Raw genomic sequence first — 23,349 nt, 5'->3', positions numbered from 1 at the left:
GATTGTTTAAGTCAATCACTCTTGAAAGTACTTTTGAAGTACTCAAATTATTGGAATTAACGTTGACATATTGTCATTCAGTTTTCAATGTTCATTACGCTTGTTAAACAATTTTACTATAACTTCATTTAATTAACAAGACCTTTATTATTTTAAACTCAATTCTCAAAGTTTGCAATAGTAAATTTTACACCATTCAAACATTTTTGAATTAAATTTTTTTTGCCGTTTTTAACGACTTTTATATCTTATCACCACTGTGATATGTTGTCAATAAGAAATTTAATTTTTTAATTTCTTATTTCAAATGAACGTTTTATTTCGCTCACAAGAATATATTGTATACAGGTCGAACAGAAAATGCAACCCCTTTTTTTAACTTTTTTTCAATACTTATAAAAAGTCGAGCCTCACATCTATCAATTAAGTTTATTATTATTACAACATCTATTAAAACGCCGAGCAAGAAAGCCTAATATGCATATCTTACTCGGCATTAATCTTTATTGTTGTGTTTTAGCGATGATTTTTTGTGCAATTTCTTTATATCGTTGTCCTAAACCATCTTCTGGTTGGTAAATAGAAGGTGAAAAGTCTACAGGTTTCCATGACGGTTGCTCTAAAGGCAATTGTCCAAGTAACTCACTTTGTAATTCATCAGCAAGTTTTTGTCCTCCGCCTTTTCCGAAAATATATTCTTTATTTTCAGTTTCTTTACTTTCAAAGTAAGACATGTTTTCGATCACGCCTAATATTGAATGATCCGTATGTTTGGCCATTGCCCCTGCACGCGCTGCAACAAATGCGGCTGTTGGATGGGGTGTTGTGACGATAATTTCTTTACTTGATGGCAACATTGTATGTACATCGAGCGCAACATCCCCTGTGCCTGGAGGTAAATCTAATAGTAAGTAATCTAAGTCTCCCCATTTCACTTCAGTAAAAAAGTTTGTCAACATTTTACCTAACATCGGCCCACGCCAAATGACAGGTGCGTTTTCTTCAACAAAGAATGCCATTGAAATCACTTTAACACCATGACGTTCAACTGGAATGACCGTTTTCCCTTCAATACCTGGCTTTTCATCGATTCCCATCATATCTGGTACACTGAATCCGTAAATATCTGCATCAATTAAACCAACACGTTTGCCTTCACGTGCTAATGCGACTGCCAAATTCACTGCGACTGTTGATTTACCTACGCCACCTTTTCCGGAAGCAATCGCAATAAATTCAAGGTTATTGCCTTTCGCTAGTGCGTCTTCAATGGTTTGTGTTTCTTGTTGTTGCGCACCAGCATATGCTTTTACTTTTTCATCAGGAAGCGTTTCAAAACGAATGCCCACCGTTTTCGCACCGTTTTCTTTTAACTTTTCCACAATCGCCATTTGTAATTCAAGTTGTGGTTGTCCTCCTAATTGGGCCATCGCTACTTTGACGCTGACATGCGCTTTTTCTTCTTTGATGGTCACCTCTACAACCCCTTCAGTTTCTTTTAGAGGAACATTAATAATTGGGTCGCTAATTTCTCCGATAAGTTGTTTCACTTGTTCGACTGTTAACACTTCCGACATCTCCTTTTGTATACGCTTTATTCCTCATTTTAACAAACTTTTTCCGTATTGCATAAGGTAAAAACTCCACCTGTACTCAAAAATGAATACGACCCTTTTGGTGTATCTATTTTCAATTATAATCTTAAAATGTCTTTGGCTCACATTTGCGATGCGCATTCTGAATTTTTAGTTCCATCACTGCCTTGAGATGAAATAACCCCACCGATTCACACCGCTTCTAGTAACTCAAAAAAACACCAAACAACGTGATGCTGTTTGATGTTTTATCTATTATCCTATTGTTAACGGACGACGTGTCGTTTATTCGAAGGTTCTTTTTTTCCTCTATCGTAAATAAAGAAACTCGTGATAAACCCGATCAATAAGAAACCTGAAGTGACGTAAAATGCTAAATCTACACCATGCGCCATCGCTTCACGTTGAATCATCTCTTGGGCAGTAGATGCATCCGGTTGATAAAGACCTGCACCCAAACTCATCAATGTAACCATCAGTGCTGTTCCCATTGATCCCGAAATTGTCCGTAACGTATTCATAATCGCTGTGCCATGTGACACCATTTCATTTGGCAATGCGTTAATTCCCGCTGTATTCAGTGGCATCATCAATAACGACACTGAGAACAGGCGAATTGTAAAGACGATTATGACATACATATATGATGTGTGTGCAGTCAATTGCGCCATCATTAATGTCGTTATTAAAAGTAATGCGAACCCTGGTATGACAAGTACTCTCGCGCCAACTTTATCATATAAACGCCCCGTCACGACTGACATGACACCGTTAATGATGGCACCTGGTAATACAACCAGTCCAGATAATAGTGCTGACAATCCGAGTGAATTTTGAATATAAATCGGAATTAACAGTGCTGGCCCAACCATTGATGTGAAGACAATCATGGATGTAATGGATGTTAATGTGAATGTTCTTGTGCGAAAAGCCGACAATTTGAGAATAGGGTTGTCGATACGTAATTGACGGATAATGAATAATGCCACAATAGCTATCCCTACAATCAAACTAACCAATACAATTAAATCATCAAACCCACGAGCACCTGCAATACTAAATCCGTATAACATCATCCCAAAGCCAAGTGTCGAAAGGACGACTGATGCTTTATCCAGCACGACTTCTTTCGTATCACTAAAGTTACGCATTGAACGCCAACCAAAGACCAAGCCAATAATCGAAACGACAACGACAACGAATAACGGTGCACGCCATGAATAATGATCTACAAGTACCCCTGACAATGTCGGTCCAATAGCTGGGGCGAACTGAATCACAAGCCCTGATAGCCCCATCGCGAATCCTCGTTGATTTTTAGGGAATAACGTAAAAAGTGTGAACTGACTGAGCGGCATAATGACACCTGCCCCCATTGCTTGAATCACACGTGCAGTCATCAATATCGGAAATGACGGCGCTAACGCTGCAACGATAGAACCAACGACAAAAGTTCCCATCGCTGTTAAATACAACATTCTTGTCGGCACTCTATCCATTAAATATGCCGTTAATGGAATCATTATCCCATTCACTAACATAAATCCTGTAACTAACCACTGAGAGGTACTTTCATGAATATCCAGCCCTCTCATAATACTAGGAAGTGCAGTATTCAATAATGTTTGATTTAAAATAGCAATAAAGGCACTAATTAAAATCACAGCAACGATGATATTTCTTTGTGGTTTATCAATATGAACACCTTTGTGCATACACTTTCCTCCTCTTACATTTCTATACCAATGCTTTATTTTACGACTAAAAAGTTAGCTTGGCAAAGTTTTTGATTACATATTAAAATGCGCTTTGATGTCTACTATTTTCGATTCAAATCTTCAGCATCCGGATAAAATACTTCTTTGCAAACGTAGAGAAATGCGACGATTAACATCAATACCCAATAGTCGATCTGAATATATTGATAATGGATATGAATGACAAAATAAAACATCGTCATCATCATTGCATATGAAATCAAATGAAATGTGAAGCCCTCAAGATACGGATTCGGATATAATTTCTTTTGGAGCCAATCCATCAAATACTCGACACCAAAAATCACAAAGTAACCAAGGATAATATAACTGCCATAATAAATTAAATTGTCATAAAACCCTTCATTGTAAGTAAACATGCCTAGGCGGAAATATATCAATAATCGACTCAAACCGAATAAGCCAAAACCGAGCAATGTTAAAAATATAGCCCCAGAAACAATAAAAATGGAGAGGATGATTAACAAAGTGACAAAGTTAAACAAATTAAACTTTCCTTTCAATCATCAAACCTCCCCATATCTTTTATCATTTTTCAGATACTGTCTGTAAACTTTTATCTTGGCGTGTATACCAAACCATCAATAAACCGATCAATACAATGATACAAAATACCATAACATTTTGGATACTTGTTTTAAAGAACACTGTATCCATCGCATAAATATAACCAATGATTGCAGATCCTACTGAATTCCCCATATTACGGGTTAATGTAAAGAGCGACATCATTTTTTTCATACTTTCAGGTGAAGTTTCTTCTTGCACCATCACACTATCTTTCGTATAAGCTGTTCCAAAGCTCATCCCTAAGAAGAATAATGTGGCTGCAACAACGATAGGATGAAATGCCCCTATCAACACCGTGATACTTCCTACAATTAAAATACCTATTGCAAGTAAATATAAACCTCGAACGGTACGATTGGCTTCAATTTTTTCTAAAGTGAAATTAATCAACAGCCATCCGATTGACAGCGGGAATATGATGAGACCGCTTTGTAAAGGACTTAAACCTAAATGATCCTGTAAATAGGATGGAATAAATACATTAAAGCCAATTAATGTCACTGCAATAAAAAAGTCCGTAAAAAATGCTAATCGTACATTAGAGCTAAATTCTTTAATCGGGATAAATGACAATGCCGTTTGTTTCGAACGTTTGATGATGACACCAAAGAGGATAACGAACAAGATGAAACAAATGAGATTCATCGCAATATAACCTGTAATGAGCACACTCGCCATGAGTAATGCCAATAACACATAAAACAAGCCCATTCCGACAAAATCAACTTTATGCTTAGACGTCGATTCACTTTCAAAATGATATGACGTCAACACGAGCACTATCACAATGACTGCAATAGGAATATTAATGTAAAATAACCAGTGCCATGATGAGACTTCTAAAATAAATCCGCCGAGAAACGGACCAAGTATACTTGAAATCCCCCAAACACTGCCGACAATCCCCATCACCTTATAACGAAATGGAATTTCAAATGCGAGCTTAGGAACGATTTGCGCTAAAGACATATTCATCCCTGCGCCGATACCTTGCAGTAAGCGCGCAAAGACTAACATTTCAAATTGGGAACTCATCCCTGATAGGAGACTACCAACTGTAAATAAAATTAACCCTAGCATGGTCACGTAAATGATTTTTATCCGTGACATTAACTCACTTAAAATAGGAATCGATAACACAATCCCTACAAAATACACTGTAAAGACAAGTGAAATGGGTTGTGTAGCATGTAAATCAGCACGCATTGTCGGTAAAGCTAATGAGACAATCGACGTTTCGATAGCTGCCATAAACATGATTAATACTAGGGAGCAAATAATACTAACTCTCTTTAAATTCATACTTTTCTACCTTTCCATGTAAGTAATTGTTGTCGTGGACATCTTGTTAGTAAGACGAAAACCCTTTAACATCGGTATCTGGACGCCTCATTTCTATCAAAATATTTGAAAAAAGATGAAGTGGATGCCCAACACTTTCACCTTTCTATATCGAATTGTCTATCATGACTACACTTGATACATCCTTCAAACATTCATATCTTTGAAGCAATTCGAAAGTCGGTTTCATTACAATTTGAATTCGTACATTTTCAATATCTGTCTTTATTTTGAATTCGCTAAGCCATAAAATCAAACTTTATGTATCCAACCGTCTATATTCAATATTCATTTTTAGTATTCATGAAATATTTTATCTTTCCATATAAAGATAAGAGACTGTTGTAACATCACCCTCCCGCATTACAGGATGGATTGACGTCTCGGAACAGTCTCTCTCTACTATGATTTCTTGTTCTTTTTATGTTGTCGGTGTACGGAAATCATGATAATGACAATCACGACACCTAAACCTAAAGACATTACCCCAAAAAGTGGAGAAGTCGTTATCGCACCTTCACCGAGTATGTAGTAATATGCAAAATACACTTGAAACAGCAGTAAAAGCGTTAGTACAAACATGAAAAGCTTGTAATGATGCTTCATCTAAACACCCACCTACATAAAATATAAAATACCTATGAAATGGAATAATGAAGCGATAAGTATAAATATATGCCAAATCATATGAAAATAAGGTCTATCCTTTTGTGCATAAAACCATGCCCCTATCGTATAAGCCAAACCGCCTAATAAAATGAAAATAAAGAACATCCATTTTGATTGACTGATGATGATAGGTAAGTAAATGACACCGACCCATCCCATTACAAGATATATCATCAAACTTAACTTAGGGTTGACTTTTGTCGCAATCGCTTTATACAAAATCCCCCAAATCGTCGTACCCCAAAGGATGATCATAATGGTCCATCCGAGCCATCCACCAACGAGCACAAGTGAAACCGGTGTGTACGTACCAGTGATGGCCACATAAATCATACTGTGGTCAATAATACGCATGACATATTTATGAGGAGACGCTTGTTGCATCGTATGATACACCGTTGATGAAATGAACATCAAAAAGATACTAATGACAAATATAGACACACTGACAGACATCAGTACGCCGTGGTGGGCATAACTGTATACAGCCGCATAAGGTAGGGCCATTAACATGATGAATGCTGCGACACCGTGCGAGACGCTATTTCCCACTTCTTCTCCAAATGACAAAGGGTTCATTTCTTTAAATGTTTCTAACGTCGTTTTTTTCTTTTTAGCACTTTTTGTCATAACATTACCTCTATTCAATGATGTTCATACGTTTCAAATCATTTGTTGCTGTTTCAATACTGTCTTTTCCTTCTTTATTTTTCAATGGACTAAACTCCTCATTTCGAGCAACTTGTAGTGTCACAAAAGAAGTGGCATATTGAAAAATATCAAAATAAAACAGCTCGAACTTTAATGTAGGTTTTTTAACAACACCAAAATCATCATCTAATTGCTCAAGTTCTTTTATAGCCAGATGATAAGGCAGTGGTTTGTCGACTACATTTTCAATAAATGTACGGCGAAACGCATGAATCCCAATATTTGCATTATTAAATTGATTCGCTACTTCAGGATCAAGCTCTGAATATTCTAAAACAGTATCTTTACCATTTCGAACTGCTAAACGCCCCACCTTCTCACCTTCAACTGGTGCAATGGATTTAGACGTCACATCTTTATGATGGTGCACAGTGAAACCAGCAAATAACGGATCCAGTACCTTAACGAGCACATTATCAATATTGTTAACAAAAATGTATTCATTATGACGTTCAGCCATTTGGTCAAGATAACCCGCTTTTTTCAATGACTTGAAAATGCCGCCATTACCATTCGGCGTCTCCATAATGCTGCCGTTTTTGTCTAAGATTAATTGGCCTTGTTCATTTAAAGCTACGATATTATCTTGTTTGAAAAAGTAGATATGTTCCGCATCATAACCGAAGTAATTGTGGTCTTCAAAATATGTACGTGTCGCATCATCGTTAATATCACTTGTCATAATGTACCAATCTACAAAATGACCTGTTTGTTCTTTTAATCCTTTCAATTGACGTGCTTGTAGTTCAAACAAACTCACACCTTCAATTTCAAACGAACCTTTAGGCCCTTTGTAACCTAATCGCGTTCCTTGTCCACCCGCCATTAATAGTACAGCGAATTGACCTTCTTGAATGGCTTGTAAACCGAGTTGTCGATAAAATTCAATGGTTTCATCCGTCATTTGTGCAGTTGTTTCATAGTTCACCTCTTGGATGTCTGAAACATCATCAATCGTTTGACGGTTCACATAAACTTGCTGATAGAGTGATTGAATCTCTGCTAAATCCAGTTGAGCAATTTTCTCGTTCAGTCGCTCTTTCTCGTTCGTACTCATCAACTTTTCATATTCTGTTAAATGTGATTGATTATATTTTTCAAGCTTATGACTTTCTAACATCATGTATTATACGCTCCTTTTATAAAGCTGTGACTCAATTTCATTAACACATCACTTTGATTCATGTCATCACCATTGCAAAAAATAATTAAAAATCTGTTTCATAGTCGATTCAAATAAAAGATACAATGTGACAAGGCTAAAAGTTGTCGCAAGTGATAAATCTATTGTACCACCTGTCTTAAAGTGAATTGGGAAACGTATGCGAATAGGTATCGGAAAAAATAAATGTACGCCTCTCGGTGTTAACATATCTAATATCACATGTGAAAGCATACCACAAATAATGCCAATCATATAGTAAATTGGTGTTTCAATAATATGTAATACGTAATAAATCCCAAACATAAAAAGTAAAGAATGTGTAAAAGTACGATGACCAAACAGGTGTTTGATAATGTGACTGATAATAGGCAGCCGTTGCCCAATTTGACTCCGTGTATGGCATATGTCAGGGAAAATACTCGCTAAACCAGATACAATAATGCATGTGGCCATTTCAAAAATATCTAATTGAAAATGTATACCCACTGCAGCTCCGATAAGAATACCTGCAGCAGAGTGCGTTTTACCGGTCATGATAACCACCTTTCTATTGATGGAAGGATTATACCACAAAACGCACAAAAACACGAACATATTTTCGTATATTCCGTCACTTCTCAAATAGTATAACACATTTACTATTTTATAACTCATTTTGATTGAAAAAACGGTTTCAATCAGTTACAATGAATCTACAAATCGAAATAAAGGATGTGTTTTGTAATGGCAATGACAGTAAAGAAAAATGAAGAAGAAGTACATATTCAATGGAGAGTAGCAGATATTCACATTCCTAATGACGAAATCCTTAATGTGAAAGAAGATCAAGATATTCATGCAGTGCCTGAAGTCGATGATAAAAAAGTTTATCGTATTGGTTCTACTTTTGGGAAAACAAATCGTGTGATTATCGATACAAATAAACAACAATACATTATTTATACATTTAATGATAAAAAAGTATATAACGAAGTGACGAGATAATAATTGAGATGATTGATGGGATGGCTGAGGCTGTCCCATTTTTTATGTCTGTTAAATATCAGAAATCGTATTTAAGTCTTTGATTCATCCCTCGCGAGTCTCATCCATTTTGACGATTTTACAATAACAACAGTCGAAAATGAGGCAAGTTTCCCATATTATGGAAATATTATAAAAAGAATACTATCAAATTAATTTATCCCTTACTAGGGACCGAGACATTAAGTTTTCCCAGTCCTATTTATCGTGGAGCTATATCTACAATTGATGATAATACCGACGAAAACGAGGATGAATTGGACGTAATAATTGGATGATATGGATTGTCTTCATATCAGAAACTTGCCCTCTGCTCCTGTATTTGGAGTATGATTGCCAGAAGGCTGAGACTTTTGAGGGATAGAGTTAAAAACAAAATAACGTCAATTAACTTTGATAGAGGCTACTGTTTCACGCAGTAGCTGTCTGACTTCTCAATGTTTTACTTTTGAGAAGTCTAGTCAGCCTTGCGGGGGCAGTACTACGAAATCTTTGTTGCACATCAGATTTCTGTACTGCTCCCAAAATCCACTAACGCTTCAACAAATGTAATAGTTTAATTAAGCGTTAGTTAGTTGAAGGGCCAGCCCCTAAGAAAGGGAAGCCATGAGGGCAATCAAAAATACAATTCAAAGCGGAAGGGCAAGTTAAACAATATATTACATCAATATCATCAAAATTTTTTATGTCCCACCCCCATCACGCAAACACGCAAAAAAACAGGCTGAGGAATCTTGTTTCTCACGCCTGTTTTCTTTTCGATTCAATTTTGTTTTAGAAAAAGAGATGTGCGACTAACACAATAATCGGGAGTGTAATCACTGTACGAATTAAGAAGATAGCAAAAAGTTTCCCTAACCCGACTGGAATTTTTGATCCTAAAATCACGCCACCTACCTCAGATAAATAAATCAATTGGCAGACACTTAAAACACCGACAATAAATTGTGTCATAGGACTGTTTACACTTTCAATCAAGATTGACGGTAGAAACATATCCGCAAAACCGATAATCAAAGTTTCAGAGGCTGCTTGCGCTTCCGGGACATGCATTAACTCTAAAATCGGTACGAAAGGCATGCCAATCCATGTAAAAATAGGTGTGTACGTCGCCAAAATGGTCGCTACTGTACCGATCGTCATCACGACAGGGATGACAACAAGCCACATGTCCATGACTGTTTTAAATGCGGTCACCAAGTATTGTTTGAAACCTGGTGCCTGATAAGCTGTCACGATTGCATCTTCATAACCTCTACGAAATGACTCTTTATAATTGTATTGCTTTTCTGGTCGTTCTTCAGCCGTGACACCATCTGAAAAACGATCTTCTATGTGACGCAATGGCCAAATCCGCGGCATAATTAATGCTGCAACGAAACACGCTAAAATTACCGTCCCATAAAAGAGCGCGAAACGATGAATCAAACCAATCGTTTCTGCAATAACAATGGCAAAAGTTAATGAAACGACGCTAAATGTGGTCGCAATCACTGTCGCTTCTCGTTTTGTATAATACCCCGCTTCATATTGCTTACTTGTAATCATCACGCCGACTGTCCCATCACCAATAAAGGATGCGAGGTTGTCGACAGTTGAACGCCCTGGTAATGTAAACAGCGGTCGCATGACAGGTCTAAAAATAGGTCCTAAAAACTCTAGTAAACCGTATTCCAGCAATAATGGTAAAAAGATAGCTGCAAAGAAGAATACTGCGACGAGTGTCGGGAGTAACCCAGTAAAAATAAGTCCACCTGTATCTTCTGAATAAACCCATGAAAAACCTTTGTTTAAAAATGTCATGCAAACGAGAATCATCGCCAGCATACGAATCACAAACCATGGCCATGTCACAATAAATGCATTCGCTCTAAAGCTATTCTTCGGTATACGATGTTTGAATACAGTGCTACATAATATTGTTAATAGGCCCGAAGCAAAAATAATCAACATAATCATCCATGGTATGGCTGGCCCTAATAATGCTTGAAATTGTTTGGCTAAAAATGCAATGGGTAACGTTGTCGTATGTTTCCCATCTTCTATCACAGGGAGTGGAATTAAAAATAATACAATCCCAATAAGTGAGAGAATAATAAACTTTAATCTCCCTATATTTTTTTCTTTCTGATTCAAATCTTCCATTTCTGTCCACCTTTTCCCATTCGGATATACCAGTTCAACAACAGATATAAATTATACAAAAATTTTCTATATATATGCAATATCGAGCCTATCACATTTTGCGTAATACATAAAGGAAATAAGGCGCACCAATAATCGCGATTAACACACCGACTGGAATATCGATAGGCGGTGCAATGATACGTGCTAAGCCATCAGCAATGACCATCAGCAGTGCACCTACGAGTCCTGACATCGCAATAATATGACGATGCTGATGACCGACAAGACTTCGTGCAATGTGGGGTGCAATGAGACCTAAAAAGCTCAATCCCCCGACAACTGAAATGGCGGCACCTGCCAACATCACGGATGCTAAAAGTAAAATCATTTTAGTGCGTTGTACGTTTGTCCCTAATGCTGTTGAGACATCATCGCCTAAATGTAAAATATCGAGCTTTCTCGCATATAGGAAAATCACTGGCATCGCTACAATCAACCACGGTAAAATGGTCAATACGTGATCCATTGAGCGACCGAAAAGACTTCCGGTTAACCAAACAAGTGCAATGTTTGCTTCCATTGGGTTGCGAATGAGTAAGTATTGTACTAATGCCATTGCAACCGCACCAATGGCCATCCCGATGAGTGCAAGCTGTGAACCTTTAATACCTTTCCAACTAATCAACAGTGATAAAATAACGCTAATGACTAATGCGCCTATAAATGAGGCGACCGGAAGTACGAATAGTGGTGCAGTCGGAAATACAATGATCACAATGACTGCTGCTAAACTTGCCCCTTTCGTGATACCGATGACATCTGGTGACGCAAGCGGGTTGCGAATCACACCTTGAATGACTGCACCTGAAATCGATAATGCTGCACCGACTAAAATACCGAGCAACATACGGGGCACTCTAAATTCATTTAAAATAAAGTTGTCGCCTGACCAGACCTCTTTTAATACAGTGGTCGGTGAAATCCAAACTGCCCCTGCACTTAAACTTAAAATAGCCCCTACAATAAGAAGTACGATGATAAAACTATAACGTCTACCCAAATGAATGTTCATCGCGTTTTCACCCCTCTCATTGTAATCCACAAGAAGTATAATGCTCCGACAAAAGCTGTCACGATGCCGACAGGTGATTCGAATGGAAAAGCTATGAGACGGCTAATCACATCAGAAATCAATAACAAATTAGCACCCATAATCATCGAAAGTATCATAATTAAAAAATAATTACGATTTAAATAGTATTTCACAATATGCGGCACGATTAAGCCAACGAAGCCAATGGGACCTGCAATAGAGACGCTCGCACCTGCAAGGATGATGACGAGCAATCCTGCCAAAGCTCGAATGAGTTTCGTATTTTGACCGAGGCCTGTTGCGAGCTGATCGCCTAGAGTTAAAATCGCAAGTTGACGTGCAAGTAGCAATGCAGCGATGAGTCCACCGATGATCCACGGCAACACTTGAAAAATTTGGGGCCATTTAATGGTATGTAGTGCACCGACAAGCCAAAACATAACAGTCGTTGTCGCGTCTTCATTTAACAATATAATCCCTTGCGTTAAACTCGTGAAAAATAAATGGACCGTCATCCCCGCGAGCGCTAATTTCACTGGAGTCATCCCTTTAGTCGTATCCGCAAGTGTATAGACCGTCAAACCGCCGATAAAGGCACCGACAAAAGCAAAAATAACTGCATGATCCGCTAATACAGGGAGAAAAACGGTAATGAGTACAACCATAAATGACGCACCTGCATTGACACCAAAAATTTGTGGTGAAGCAAGTGGATTGCGTGTGATCGCTTGCATTAAAACCCCAGCAACAGCTAATGCAGCACCAATCATCATAGCTGCAATCATTCTAGGCATTCGTACATTATGTATCAAAAAGGTGGCTTTCGTTGTTTCAAGATGAAAAAAATAATCTAACATCGATTGAAATGAAATTTTTGATGAACCAATTGCAAGATTTAAATAAATTGCAAAAATAAGAAAGCACACGCTTACAATAAATGTAAGCGTGGTGCGTCTTCTTTGGTGATGTTCATCATTTAATTTTGTATTTAACTTTGACATAACCAATCACCTTTTATATGCAATCAACAAGCGTCTAGGAATACCAACATGTCAGCCTTATTTCGAATGAATCAATGTGCACAAATAAGGCATCCAATTTCATCCCTTGCAAATAATTACTTGTCGTTGCTTTCCTTTTTAGAAATCTCTACAAGTTCTTTTGCGATTTCTTCAGAAGAGATTAAACCTCTTGATTTTGCCCATGTTTGACGATCAACGACATGTACGCGATCATTTTTAACCGCATCGATTTCGTTCCATACTGGGTCTTTTTTCATTTTAGCGTAGAATGGGTCTTTTTCGCCATTCACCATAATAAACATACGTTCAGGGTTCACTTCAGCTAATTGCTCTGAGTTCATATTCAAGTATGGTGCATTTAAGTATTCAGGTAATTGATCCGCAACTTCTTTCGTTAACGCTTCTTTAAAACCGAGGTCACGTAAAAATTGACCGACATAAGATTTATCAGAGTGCGCTAGAAGACCTGATTGAGAAATAACAGCTGGTAAAACTTTTAGATTTTTATCCATTGTAATTTCTTTTTTGTACTTATCAATTTTTTCTTCATGTTCTTTCAATCGTTTATCCGCTTGATCTTCTTTAGATAATGCTTTGGCGATTGTTTTGAACGCTTCAATGTTGTCTTTGTAGTCAGAATCTAAACTTGGTAATAAAATCGTTGGTGCAATTTTGCTTAATTGTTCGTAGTTCCCTTTATGACGGTTATTATCCGCAATAATTAAGTCCGGTTTAAGTTCACTAATCACTTCTAAGTTAGGTTGTTTACGTGCACCTACAGATTTGTAGTCGCCTACTTTATCGCGTAGTGGGTCAATTAAGTTTGCTTTTTTGCCATCATCCGCAATACCTACTGGCTTCACGCCTAAAGCAACTAATGCATCCACAAATGAATATTCTAAAGCCACGACTCTTTTTGGCTCTTTATCAATTTTAGTTGTACCACCGTCGTGCTTAATTTCAACACTTTTCGTACTTTCTGACTTGTTTTTCGACTTGTCAGAATCACTTACATTGCCACATGCTGCAACAAGTACCATGACAGCAACTAGGGCAAGAATACCCCACCATTTCTTTGTTTTCACTATTATGCCACTCCTTTGAAATGTGTTTTTCAAATACATTTTAATAATAGTTGATAACGATTCTCATTGTCAATACTGTTTGATAAAATGATTCTTTTTTATATTTACGTGTCCATGAACAAGTTGTTCAATACCTAGGTCTTCATCATAACTTTTCGGAATATGACGCATATGCATACTCTGTGCAAGCGCGCCATAATCTAAGCGAAATTTAATCTGATCACCAATTTGATAATAATCCGCTAACCCTAAATTCAACATCAATGTATCACTGGAGTGTCCGACGATTTTCAGTTGTTGATCCATAGGTTGAATGCCAGCAATCACTGTATCCAACTGACCAATATCGATTAAAGCTTGCATATACGATTGACGCGTCTCTAGGTTTAAGCGCGGTTTAATTTCTAAAATTCGACCACTCAATGTGACTGTATCATCAAATAAATACGGCAAACGCATGTGATATGCTGTTTCATAACCTCTAAACAACGCTTCACCGATTCTGAGTTCGTTAATACGTCCAAGGTCGGCATACATCGCTAACGTGAGCATGCTCGAATTCCCACCTGAAATCATCTTGAATTGTACGCCTGTGTCCCGTTCGACCGATTCTATAAAATAATTGATATACACAATATCTTCTTCAGTCGGTGGAATTTGACGGAAACACATAAAGTTAAATGACAACCCTTTTAAATAGACGCCTTTAAGTCGAATAATTTCTTTAATGAGCGGTACAACTTCATAGGTCAATGCTCCTTCTCGCCCATCTTTCCAATCCACCATTAAATAAATGTGATGTTTTACGCCTTGTTTAACCGCTTCGTCACTGAGCGCACGAATGGTTTCGAGTTCTGTTTGAATACTGATTTGACTGTAGCGCACGACGTCATTGATTTCATGTGGCAGTGCCCCTTTGATCATCATGTCTTGTCTCGTAGATTTTGAATCGTCTGACATCATTGCCGTTAAGCGCGATTCAGCTAAAGTGTCAAAGCCCATTTCACGAAACAGTTGACGAACTGTGGTATCGCCACCCATACATTTCGTAACTGGAATCATACGTACCCCTTGTTCTGCAAGCATATGCTGTAAAATCATCGCATTGTATTTGATTTTACTTAAATTAATGTGTATTTGAGGCATAGACTACAGCTCTCTTTCTAAAGGATTTTGAATGTCGATTTGCACGTATTGTTTCACTTTTTGTTCCATTCTCATATTGAGTAAAGCTTTGACGGTCATTTTGTCGCCGAATAAGACACGTTTCAATGCATCCGCATGTGCGTGTGATGGGTCGATGGCTTCCTCAATCACTTCTGCTGCAATGTCGTATAACGGCGCTTCGTCAATGTGATGCACATGATGGAAATGATGAATCAATGTTCCGAGTTGATTTTGAATGACCGCATGTTGAAACTTCGCAATAACTGCTTCAATTTCATCACTAATTAAACTTTCATTCGTAATTTTAAAATTAGGGACCGTTTGTTTTAACGTCTCAGGATAAATACGTGAACCTCCTAAATCACGGACAATAAATGAAAACGCCTCATTTTCTTTCTCTATTTGCATAATTGTATTTTGTTGATGGGCTTCTAACGCAATGCCATATTGTTGAATATAAGCAATGAGTGGTGGTATCAATGCTTCCATGTATTGACGCATGAACTGGTGAATGGTTTGTTCATTAATGTCCCCGTACAGATATTCAATCAAACTATCGACGACCACCTGTCCATCCACAGGGTTCACTTGCGTCAGGACAGCCGTCACTAGTTGCGTATTGTCATGTGTATGAATTTCAGGTGAATGGCGTACAATCATCGCAAACTGACGTGCCAAATCCGCTTCCACATCAATATGCGCGCCATAGGGTTCACTTGCAACAGATAATGTCGGATAAATGTCTAACATATCTTGTAATTGATAACTTAATTTCGGGCCATCCACTGTCGTCACTGTTGAAACAGTACGTACAGCACTCGTCGCTTGAACGTTCACCGGTAATTTTACATGGTATGGATAATGGAGTAAGCGCATCGTTCTAAAAGACAAGGTCGCTTTGGAATCAATAGTAAACGGTGTTGGAATCACATCATGTTGCGCAATCATTGTTTGGAAACGTTTAGTAATCACATTCGTGTATTGCCAAGGGTGAACGAGCATCACCCGATAATCATCGAGCGTCCCTTCATACGTTTGCATCCATTGTCTTAATTTACTTTCTTGATCAGGGAACATTTTTTTCAAAACGAAATCCACTTCCCCTGTCATGCTTGTACTTTTTAATAATGTTTTACGTACGAGTACCATTTTTAGAGGAATGACTTTCATAAATTCCGGCGCAAATTGTTGAATTTCTTCTGTATTCAGTGGCAATTTCGTCTTTGTTAACGGGTGCGACGGATGTCCTTCCCAAACCATTCCTTCTGTATAGCCAAGGACTGAGAACGACTCATCCCCATTCATATGATTCAACCAAGCGATAAAGTTCAGCGTTTCTGGCATACGTGAAAATTTTAATGAATGGCGCATCACACGTTCGCGTTGACGCAATTGTTGATAGCTCAGTTTTAGACCTAGACGACTATGTAATAACTCTTCAATTAATTGCTCATGAAATGTCATATGAAAATGCGTACTTAAAATATCTATCAATTGTTCGACTGTTTCAATTGTGACCTCCTCTGCACCAACACGATAAATAATAGGCCCCGTCAATTCGAGTTGATACAATGTACTGATTGTTTCGTATTGAACTTGTAACAAATGTTGCTGGTACTGAATCATCACTTGATTTTGTTGAAATTGAAGTAAGGTCTTTTCAGGAAATAATTGCTCTTTCATACATGCGATGAGAATCCGGTATTGAATATTATGATCTGCATTCAGTTTATGCGTGCGTGTCATGAACTGTTTTGCCTCCATTTATCTTAAAGTTTGTTAAATAGCCTAAAATTGCAATGACGGTCGTCGCGCCACCCATGATGACAAAGGTCGACGTAATGCCTATTAATTCTGTAAAATAACTAAGTACCATTGCGCCAAGTGGAATCATCCCTCTATCCATCATAATGACGCTTAAAATTTTACCTCTAGACGCTTCATCTACATCATTTTGAAAATAGATGCGGTTCGTCGTGCGTGCAAACTGACCAAAAAGCCCAACGAAAAAGATCATTAAAAACAAGCCGATTTCGCCAAGAGGGTATAATAAAAGTATCGCGATACCAAATAAGATTGAACTGAAGTAATAACATTTGTCTGTTGAAAATTTTTGTAACACATAAGGGATTGTGAGCGTTGCCAAAATCCCACCTATGGCACTCACTGTCATCGCTGTACCAAATACGGATGCACTATTCGGATATATCTCGTCTGTTAAAATCGGTAACATCGTGGTATAAGAATACCCCATTGCCATGATAAGTAGTGACGTGATAAAAATCTTTCTTCCTTGCATATGCAGTTTAAAATATTGTACCGCAACCGCTAACGAAAATTGTTTGTTTTTGACCGGTTTGACGACTGCAAGTTTTAACGGAAGACTTGAAATGAGCGCGAGTGCATAACACATCGTTTGTACGACAAATGCAATTGGCACATCATATGCTGCAATGATAAATCCCGCCACAGCAGGGCCGATTGAGCGACAAACATTTAATAAAAAGGAATGATATGATACAGCTTTAGAAACAGTGAGTTTTTCGGAGAGATCGGGTAATACAACTTGTCTCACCGGTGTTTCAATAGCACTCATACAGCCGCGCAAACAGGCATATATGTATAAATAATGCATAGGGATGTCATTCATGATCAATACGCATACCGTTAAAGTACCTGTAATGACCATCGAACTAGCCACTGTTATTTTAATCAATGTTGAACGACGATAACGATCAGCAATACTGCCTGCCCATAAACTGAGTACGAAAATCGGTGCAAGTCTAAAGAAGTTGATGAGTGCAAGGTCCATTGGGTTTTGATTGAGTTGATAGGCATACCAGTTCAGGGCAATTTGACCAATCCAATTCCCTAAAAATAGTAAAAAGGTACTCGGAAAAAACCATTTTGCCAAAATTTCCACCTTCTTTAATTGATAACCATTCTCATTTCCGATATTATGGATTATACGAATCCTTTTCGTATTTGTAAAATAAAATGAATGAGGTGTCGTCATGAAAACGGAACAAAATCATCTGAGTATGATAGAAAAAGACTTTACAAAAGATGAAATGGAGAATTATCAAACACTTCTCCAATTTGATTCGAACTGGGCCACGCAATTTAAACAACATATTTTAACAGGCCGTGACAAAATTACAGCCCGACTGATGGCATCACTGTACCGTGAGAACTTGGTCGGAAGCTATACCAATAGTACGTTCGTACAAGCAGAGCAGTTAAACAACCCTGCTATACCTACCGGCGAAGTATTAATGATTCACTTTACATACGGCCAACACACATTGTACGCCCGTGTCATCGGGCATCACGCATTTAACCGCGTTGATGTCACAGGACCTTTTTATTGGAAAACATCAGATGGAGAAGACCGTCGCGTGATGCATCCTAATGAAGTACTCGATGTCATCATTAATGAAGATACAGTATATCAAGGTGCAGCCGCAGAACAATTTCGTGATGATATGGAAAATAGTGCCGCACATATGACACTTGCACTCAGTTATCAAGCACAACATCTATTGAAAGACGCGTCATCCTTACTTGACTATGTAGAATCACAAGAAGACGGCTATTTAACATCCGAGCAACTCGTTGTGGAAGGTCATCCGATACATCCAGGTGCCAAATTACGTAAAGGGATGTCAGCACAAGAAACGATTGATTACTCGTCCGAATATCAACACCCGATACCGATGCAGTTCATTCTCATTCATCGTGATGTTGTGCGCACAATGACAGAACATGGTCCATATCAAGACACCATCTATCACATGTTCGATGGTCTTCAAACAGCGGCACAACAAGCTGTGAACGCGCATGCGACATTGGAAGATTACATGCCTCTAATCGTTCACCCTTGGCAATATGAACACATCATTCGTAAAGATTACGAACATGAACTCGACACACAAGCAATCATTCCATTAGATTATACGATGCCCTACTATGCAGGATTGTCGTTCCGAACATTAATGCCTAAAAAGCCTGACGTCACACCGCATATTAAACTTTCAACCAATGTACATATTACAGGCGAAATTCGCACCCTTTCAGAACAAACGACGCATAATGGCCCTTTAATGACAAAAATATTAACAGACATTTTAGCACAAGATGTACTGTTCAACAACGTCGCAACTTCACCAGTACCTGAAATTGCCGGGGCACATTTTTATCAACCTGAAAACAGTACACCTGACGACCAAGAGCGCCGTAGTGAACAATTAGGCACATTATTTAGACAAAACATCTATGACATGGTAGCCAACGATGGATTGCCACTCATTCCATCCAGTCTCGTCGTCACCCATCCAAAAACTGCGCGCCCGCTCATGGTTGACTTGGTTGAACGTTATATAGAGACAAGAGAAGACACAATCGATTTTGATGCACGTGTCGAATGGTTTAGATCTTATGCCGCTTCATTGATCGATTACGTCATTCCATTATTAGTCAAATATGGCATCGCATTAGAAGCGCACTTACAAAATACGATTGCTGTATTCGAACCGCGTACAGGGACGTTTTCACACATGCTCATCCGCGACTTCGAAGGGCTACGTATCGATGCTGAACAACTAGCACAAATGGGTTACGATACATCGCATTTCCATGAAAAATCACGCATCTTAACGAAGAGTCAAACGTCTGTATTTAATAAAGCATTTTACTCAACCATACAAAATCATCTCGGTGAACTTGTCGCAACACTCGCACGCTTTTATCAAGATGCCACACTTGAAAATACGTTATGGGCTGTCGTCCGTCAACAAATCGAACAATGTTTCGAAAAACTTGAGGCGTCCGATATTGAACACGAACGTTTATCCCATATGCAAGACGTATTTTTTAACGAAACGATTGATTATAAATGTGTCACAACGATGCGATCATTAGACGAAGCACATGAATATACGTATGTTAAAGTCGACAATCCACTTTCAAAATAAATGGACGAAAGCATCAAATCAGTCTGTTTCTATAAAAGATTGAGTCAAAACCATTTCTTATCCTATGTAATTGTATTAAAATAGCATATAGACAAAAATTACATTTGAGGAGAATGGCTATGACAATCATGCGTACCTTAACGTTTATGTTAAGTATTTTCATCGTAGGAATGGTTGAAATGGTTGTCGCTGGCATTATGAATCTGATGAGCGCAGATTTAAATATATCAGAAGCATGGATCGGTCAACTTGTGACGATTTATGCTTTTACTTTTGCATTAACAGGTCCTATTTTAGTGAAACTTACCGAAAAATATTCACCTAAAAGCGTGTTACTGTCAGCGATTGCCTTTTTCGTAATAGGAAATCTGATGATCGCACTCTCTCCTAACTTTACTATTTTAATTATCGGTCGCATCATTTCATCAGCAGCCGCTGCATTGATCGTCGTTAAAATACTTTCCACTACAGTCGTATTAGCGAAACCGGAAAATCGTGGGAAAATGTTAGGCATTGTGTATACAGGATTTAGCGCATCCAATGTTTTCGGCGTGCCAATTGGTACATTAATTGGCGATTGGGCAGGATGGCGTTTTACATTCGGACTTATTATTTTAGTTGGACTCATTGCTGGTCTGTTACTTATGATTTACTTGCCACGTGAAGTCAAATCGACCTTACAAACAACATCCGTACAGACGAGTCGAATTATAGACAAAGGAGAAGTGATGAAACTCCTGTCGATTACTTTTATATTATTAACGGCCAATTCAGTCGCGTATATTTACATTAATCCATTAATTTTATCGGGCGGACATAACATCCAATTCGTCTCTCTCGCTCTACTTATTATTGGTATCGCGGGTATGCTTGGAACTTCAATGGGAGGATTCTTTACAGATCAATTGTCATTTAAAACATGGTTGTTAGTGAGTGGTGGTGGCTTTGTCATTGTGATGCTAGTCTTAAATCAACTTTGGACAGCAACCATCATACTACTGATTGCGTTATTCATTTGGCATATTATTCAATGGAGTACGAATCCAGCGATACAATCCGGACTCATTGACCAAGTAGAAGGCGATAACAGTCAAGTCATGAGTTGGAATATGTCGGCACTTAATGCAGGCATTGGTTTCGGTGCACTACTCGGTGGTTTAATCGTGTCACATATCACGTTACATGCGACGATTTATTTTGCTGCCGGCATTGGTTTTATCGGTTTTATCATTATTTTAATGTTGAAGAAAAAACAAGTCGCTTAGATGACATTGAAAAAGAAGTATGATGTATTGTGCATCTCATACTTCTTTTTTATTTATTTTTTGATGCTATTGTGCAATATTTTATATAACTTGCCCTTTCGCTATAAAGTGTGTGTTTGATTGTCTTCATGGCTGCGCTTTCCTAGTCGCGGTTTCCTTACATGATGACTCAACCTAAAAATGGAGGCATACGCTGTGTTGTAGCGTATGCCTCCATTTTTTAAATATTATTGTAAACCTTTGTTTTCGTTTTGATCTTTGTTTTTCTCATGCTTTTGTTGCCATTCTTTACGTGTCATCACGTCATCAACTTGCATGTTGACTTCAACAACATCTAAGCCAGTAATGTGTTTCACTTGTTCTTTAATTAATTCAGTGACTTTACGGAAAATTTTCGGAGCAGATTCACCGTATTCTAAAATCACTTTTAAGTCGATTGCTGCTTGTTTTTCGCCTACTTCAGCAGATACACCTTGTGTCACATTGTTGCCACCTGTAAATGAACCGCTAATGCTGTCAACAAAGCCGCCTTTCATATCTAGAATACCGCGTACTTCACGTGCTGCGATACCAGCAATTTTTTCTACAACTTCATCAGAAAAAGTTAAGCTGTTTGAAAATTGTTGACCTTGATTTTCTTCGCGTTGTTGTCTTTCTGTTTCGTTCACGCCTGTTTCTCTATTGTAACTTTCTTTTGCTTTATTATTTTCAACTGCCATTTCAAAAACTCCTTTATTATTTATTTTTTATTTTCTTTTTCCAGGGTTATTGAATCAACTTAACCGATTAAGTAAATTTAAGAAATCTTGTGTACGGTCTTTAATATACCCTACACCAATACCAATTAAACATAAGACAATAATTAAAATCGTTTTCCAAAAGCCAAGTGTTAAAAACAAGATGGCAATAATGAGGAAGAAGAAAAACCCAATGATACGCCATTTGTAGTTTTGTAATATCTTCGCAAATTGCTCTACTGAATCTCGCTCACTTTGACCGTTTCGATTTTCATTAGACATAGGACCCCTCCTTTACACGACTCGTGGACCATTGTCTCTCTTCTGGTCACGGACATTGACTTTGACTGATTTGACATGCAATTCTGAGAAACGTTCAACACTTTCTTTGATGTCTAATCTCACTTGTTCAACGAGTGATGGGACATGCGTCGATTCTGATGGCACGATAAAATCTGTTGTTATATCAATAAAACTGTTCTTTTTCTTGTTGTAAAGTTTAGATACGACGTTAGGTTGGCGAATCTCATCATATTTTGAAAGCGTATCATAGACCGTATTTTCGATTGATTTTCGTGAAATATATATATGGCCATCTGAATAATCTTTATAAAGACCTGGTTTTCGATATGTTGGTTTGAAAGCGCGTAAGAATAAAATCAAACCGATGACAATGAGTAATCCAGCCAGACCTATTAATAAGGGTTCGAACCAATTAAATTGATAAAAGTAATTTTGGTATTGTTTCAACGGCTGATAGTCAATATACATAAATAACAAAAAGCCGACGATTACCATAATAAGTAATCCTAGAATAAAGTTTTTAATTCGTGTCATAATCAAATGCCACCTCCTATTCAATTGTTTACATCAAGCATATACCCTCATTATTTAACGAAAAAACTAAAATTTTGTCATATTTTTAAAAATGATTTGTTTATTTATATTAAACTTTTTTACAAGATTAGATTCAACCTGTTTTACTTAAAAGAAACAATGCACCACAGTCAATTTTTCTAATTCAATAC

At 37.8% G+C, this 23,349-nt stretch carries 21 protein-coding genes; 3 read left to right on the top strand and 18 right to left on the bottom strand.

Annotated features, from left to right (window positions below):
• Positions 1 to 503 precede the first annotated feature (503 nt).
• From salA to CD138_RS05425, 8 genes are all read right to left on the bottom strand, one after another.
• Positions 504 to 1,568 (bottom strand): iron-sulfur carrier protein/transcriptional regulator SalA, encoded by a 1,065-nt coding sequence (gene salA / locus CD138_RS05460; RefSeq protein ID WP_019168478.1) that lies wholly within the window; start codon positions 1,566 to 1,568, stop codon positions 504 to 506.
• A 293-nt stretch (positions 1,569 to 1,861) separates the two neighbouring features.
• Positions 1,862 to 3,310 carry an MDR family MFS transporter gene (locus tag CD138_RS05455; protein ID WP_019168477.1) on the bottom strand — a complete coding sequence of 483 codons (1,449 nt, stop codon included), beginning with the start codon at positions 3,308 to 3,310 and terminating at the stop codon, positions 1,862 to 1,864.
• A 104-nt stretch (positions 3,311 to 3,414) separates the two neighbouring features.
• Positions 3,415 to 3,876 (bottom strand): SepA family multidrug efflux transporter, encoded by a 462-nt coding sequence (locus tag CD138_RS05450; RefSeq protein ID WP_019168476.1) that lies wholly within the window; start codon positions 3,874 to 3,876, stop codon positions 3,415 to 3,417.
• A gap of 25 nt (positions 3,877 to 3,901) precedes the next feature.
• Positions 3,902 to 5,245 carry a multidrug efflux MFS transporter SdrM gene (gene sdrM, locus CD138_RS05445; RefSeq protein ID WP_026066845.1) on the bottom strand — a complete coding sequence of 448 codons (1,344 nt, stop codon included), beginning with the start codon at positions 5,243 to 5,245 and terminating at the stop codon, positions 3,902 to 3,904.
• A gap of 441 nt (positions 5,246 to 5,686) precedes the next feature.
• A complete protein-coding gene (locus tag CD138_RS05440; protein WP_019168474.1) occupies positions 5,687 to 5,890 on the bottom strand; it encodes a hypothetical protein in 204 nt (67 codons plus the stop codon).
• Between the two features lie 12 nt (positions 5,891 to 5,902).
• A complete protein-coding gene (gene trhA / locus CD138_RS05435) occupies positions 5,903 to 6,583 on the bottom strand; it encodes a PAQR family membrane homeostasis protein TrhA (RefSeq protein ID WP_019168473.1) in 681 nt (226 codons plus the stop codon).
• A gap of 10 nt (positions 6,584 to 6,593) precedes the next feature.
• On the bottom strand, positions 6,594 to 7,784 hold the full coding sequence (locus tag CD138_RS05430; protein WP_026066844.1) for a UTP--glucose-1-phosphate uridylyltransferase: 1,191 nt from the start codon (positions 7,782 to 7,784) through the stop codon (positions 6,594 to 6,596).
• Between the two features lie 69 nt (positions 7,785 to 7,853).
• Positions 7,854 to 8,363 (bottom strand): metal-dependent hydrolase, encoded by a 510-nt coding sequence (locus CD138_RS05425; RefSeq protein WP_019168471.1) that lies wholly within the window; start codon positions 8,361 to 8,363, stop codon positions 7,854 to 7,856.
• Positions 8,364 to 8,552: 189 nt separating this feature from the next.
• Here CD138_RS05425 and CD138_RS05420 point away from each other — a divergent pair, with 189 nt between their 5' ends.
• Entirely contained in the window at positions 8,553 to 8,813 is a 261-nt protein-coding gene (locus tag CD138_RS05420) for a SunI/YnzG family protein (RefSeq protein WP_019168470.1), read from the top strand.
• Between the two features lie 813 nt (positions 8,814 to 9,626).
• Here CD138_RS05420 and CD138_RS05415 read toward each other — a convergent pair.
• From CD138_RS05415 to CD138_RS05385, 7 genes are all read right to left on the bottom strand, one after another.
• Complete coding sequence (locus tag CD138_RS05415) at positions 9,627 to 10,997, bottom strand: YjiH family protein (protein ID WP_019168336.1); 1,371 nt, start codon at positions 10,995 to 10,997, stop codon at positions 9,627 to 9,629.
• A 91-nt stretch (positions 10,998 to 11,088) separates the two neighbouring features.
• On the bottom strand, positions 11,089 to 12,051 hold the full coding sequence (locus tag CD138_RS05410; protein ID WP_019168335.1) for a FecCD family ABC transporter permease: 963 nt from the start codon (positions 12,049 to 12,051) through the stop codon (positions 11,089 to 11,091).
• Positions 12,048 to 13,073, bottom strand: a complete 1,026-nt coding sequence (locus CD138_RS05405; protein WP_019168334.1) for a FecCD family ABC transporter permease — start codon at positions 13,071 to 13,073, stop codon at positions 12,048 to 12,050. Before CD138_RS05405 ends, CD138_RS05410 begins: the two co-directional genes overlap by 4 nt.
• Positions 13,074 to 13,189: 116 nt before the next feature.
• On the bottom strand, positions 13,190 to 14,179 hold the full coding sequence (locus tag CD138_RS05400; protein ID WP_019168333.1) for an ABC transporter substrate-binding protein: 990 nt from the start codon (positions 14,177 to 14,179) through the stop codon (positions 13,190 to 13,192).
• A 69-nt stretch (positions 14,180 to 14,248) separates the two neighbouring features.
• Positions 14,249 to 15,325: an alanine racemase gene (locus tag CD138_RS05395; protein WP_019168332.1), complete on the bottom strand. Its 1,077-nt coding sequence runs from the start codon at positions 15,323 to 15,325 to the stop codon at positions 14,249 to 14,251.
• Between the two features lie 3 nt (positions 15,326 to 15,328).
• Positions 15,329 to 17,092, bottom strand: a complete 1,764-nt coding sequence (locus CD138_RS05390) for an IucA/IucC family protein (RefSeq protein ID WP_019168331.1) — start codon at positions 17,090 to 17,092, stop codon at positions 15,329 to 15,331.
• A complete protein-coding gene (locus CD138_RS05385) occupies positions 17,076 to 18,260 on the bottom strand; it encodes an MFS transporter (RefSeq protein WP_019168330.1) in 1,185 nt (394 codons plus the stop codon). Before CD138_RS05385 ends, CD138_RS05390 begins: the two co-directional genes overlap by 17 nt.
• Positions 18,261 to 18,360: 100 nt before the next feature.
• Here CD138_RS05385 and CD138_RS05380 point away from each other — a divergent pair, with 100 nt between their 5' ends.
• Both CD138_RS05380 and CD138_RS05375 read left to right on the top strand, forming a co-directional pair.
• Positions 18,361 to 20,319, top strand: coding sequence for an IucA/IucC family protein (locus CD138_RS05380; RefSeq protein ID WP_019168329.1), 1,959 nt, complete (start codon positions 18,361 to 18,363; stop codon positions 20,317 to 20,319).
• 119 nt (positions 20,320 to 20,438) lie between these two features.
• On the top strand, positions 20,439 to 21,584 hold the full coding sequence (locus CD138_RS05375) for an MFS transporter (protein ID WP_019168328.1): 1,146 nt from the start codon (positions 20,439 to 20,441) through the stop codon (positions 21,582 to 21,584).
• Positions 21,585 to 21,811: 227 nt separating this feature from the next.
• Here the strand turns inward: CD138_RS05375 and CD138_RS05370 are convergent, their stop codons facing one another.
• From CD138_RS05370 to amaP, 3 genes are read right to left on the bottom strand one after another with little or no spacing between them, the layout of a single operon-like run.
• On the bottom strand, positions 21,812 to 22,303 hold the full coding sequence (locus CD138_RS05370) for an Asp23/Gls24 family envelope stress response protein (protein WP_019168327.1): 492 nt from the start codon (positions 22,301 to 22,303) through the stop codon (positions 21,812 to 21,814).
• Positions 22,304 to 22,357: 54 nt separating this feature from the next.
• Entirely contained in the window at positions 22,358 to 22,603 is a 246-nt protein-coding gene (locus tag CD138_RS05365; protein WP_019165072.1) for a DUF2273 domain-containing protein, read from the bottom strand.
• Between the two features lie 12 nt (positions 22,604 to 22,615).
• Complete coding sequence (gene amaP / locus CD138_RS05360) at positions 22,616 to 23,158, bottom strand: alkaline shock response membrane anchor protein AmaP (RefSeq protein ID WP_167414223.1); 543 nt, start codon at positions 23,156 to 23,158, stop codon at positions 22,616 to 22,618.
• Positions 23,159 to 23,349: the final 191 nt, after the last annotated feature.

This window comes from Staphylococcus intermedius NCTC 11048 (genome assembly GCF_002902385.1).
GTDB lineage: Bacteria > Bacillota > Bacilli > Staphylococcales > Staphylococcaceae > Staphylococcus > Staphylococcus intermedius.
This window is presented reverse-complemented; position numbering and strand designations above follow the sequence as displayed.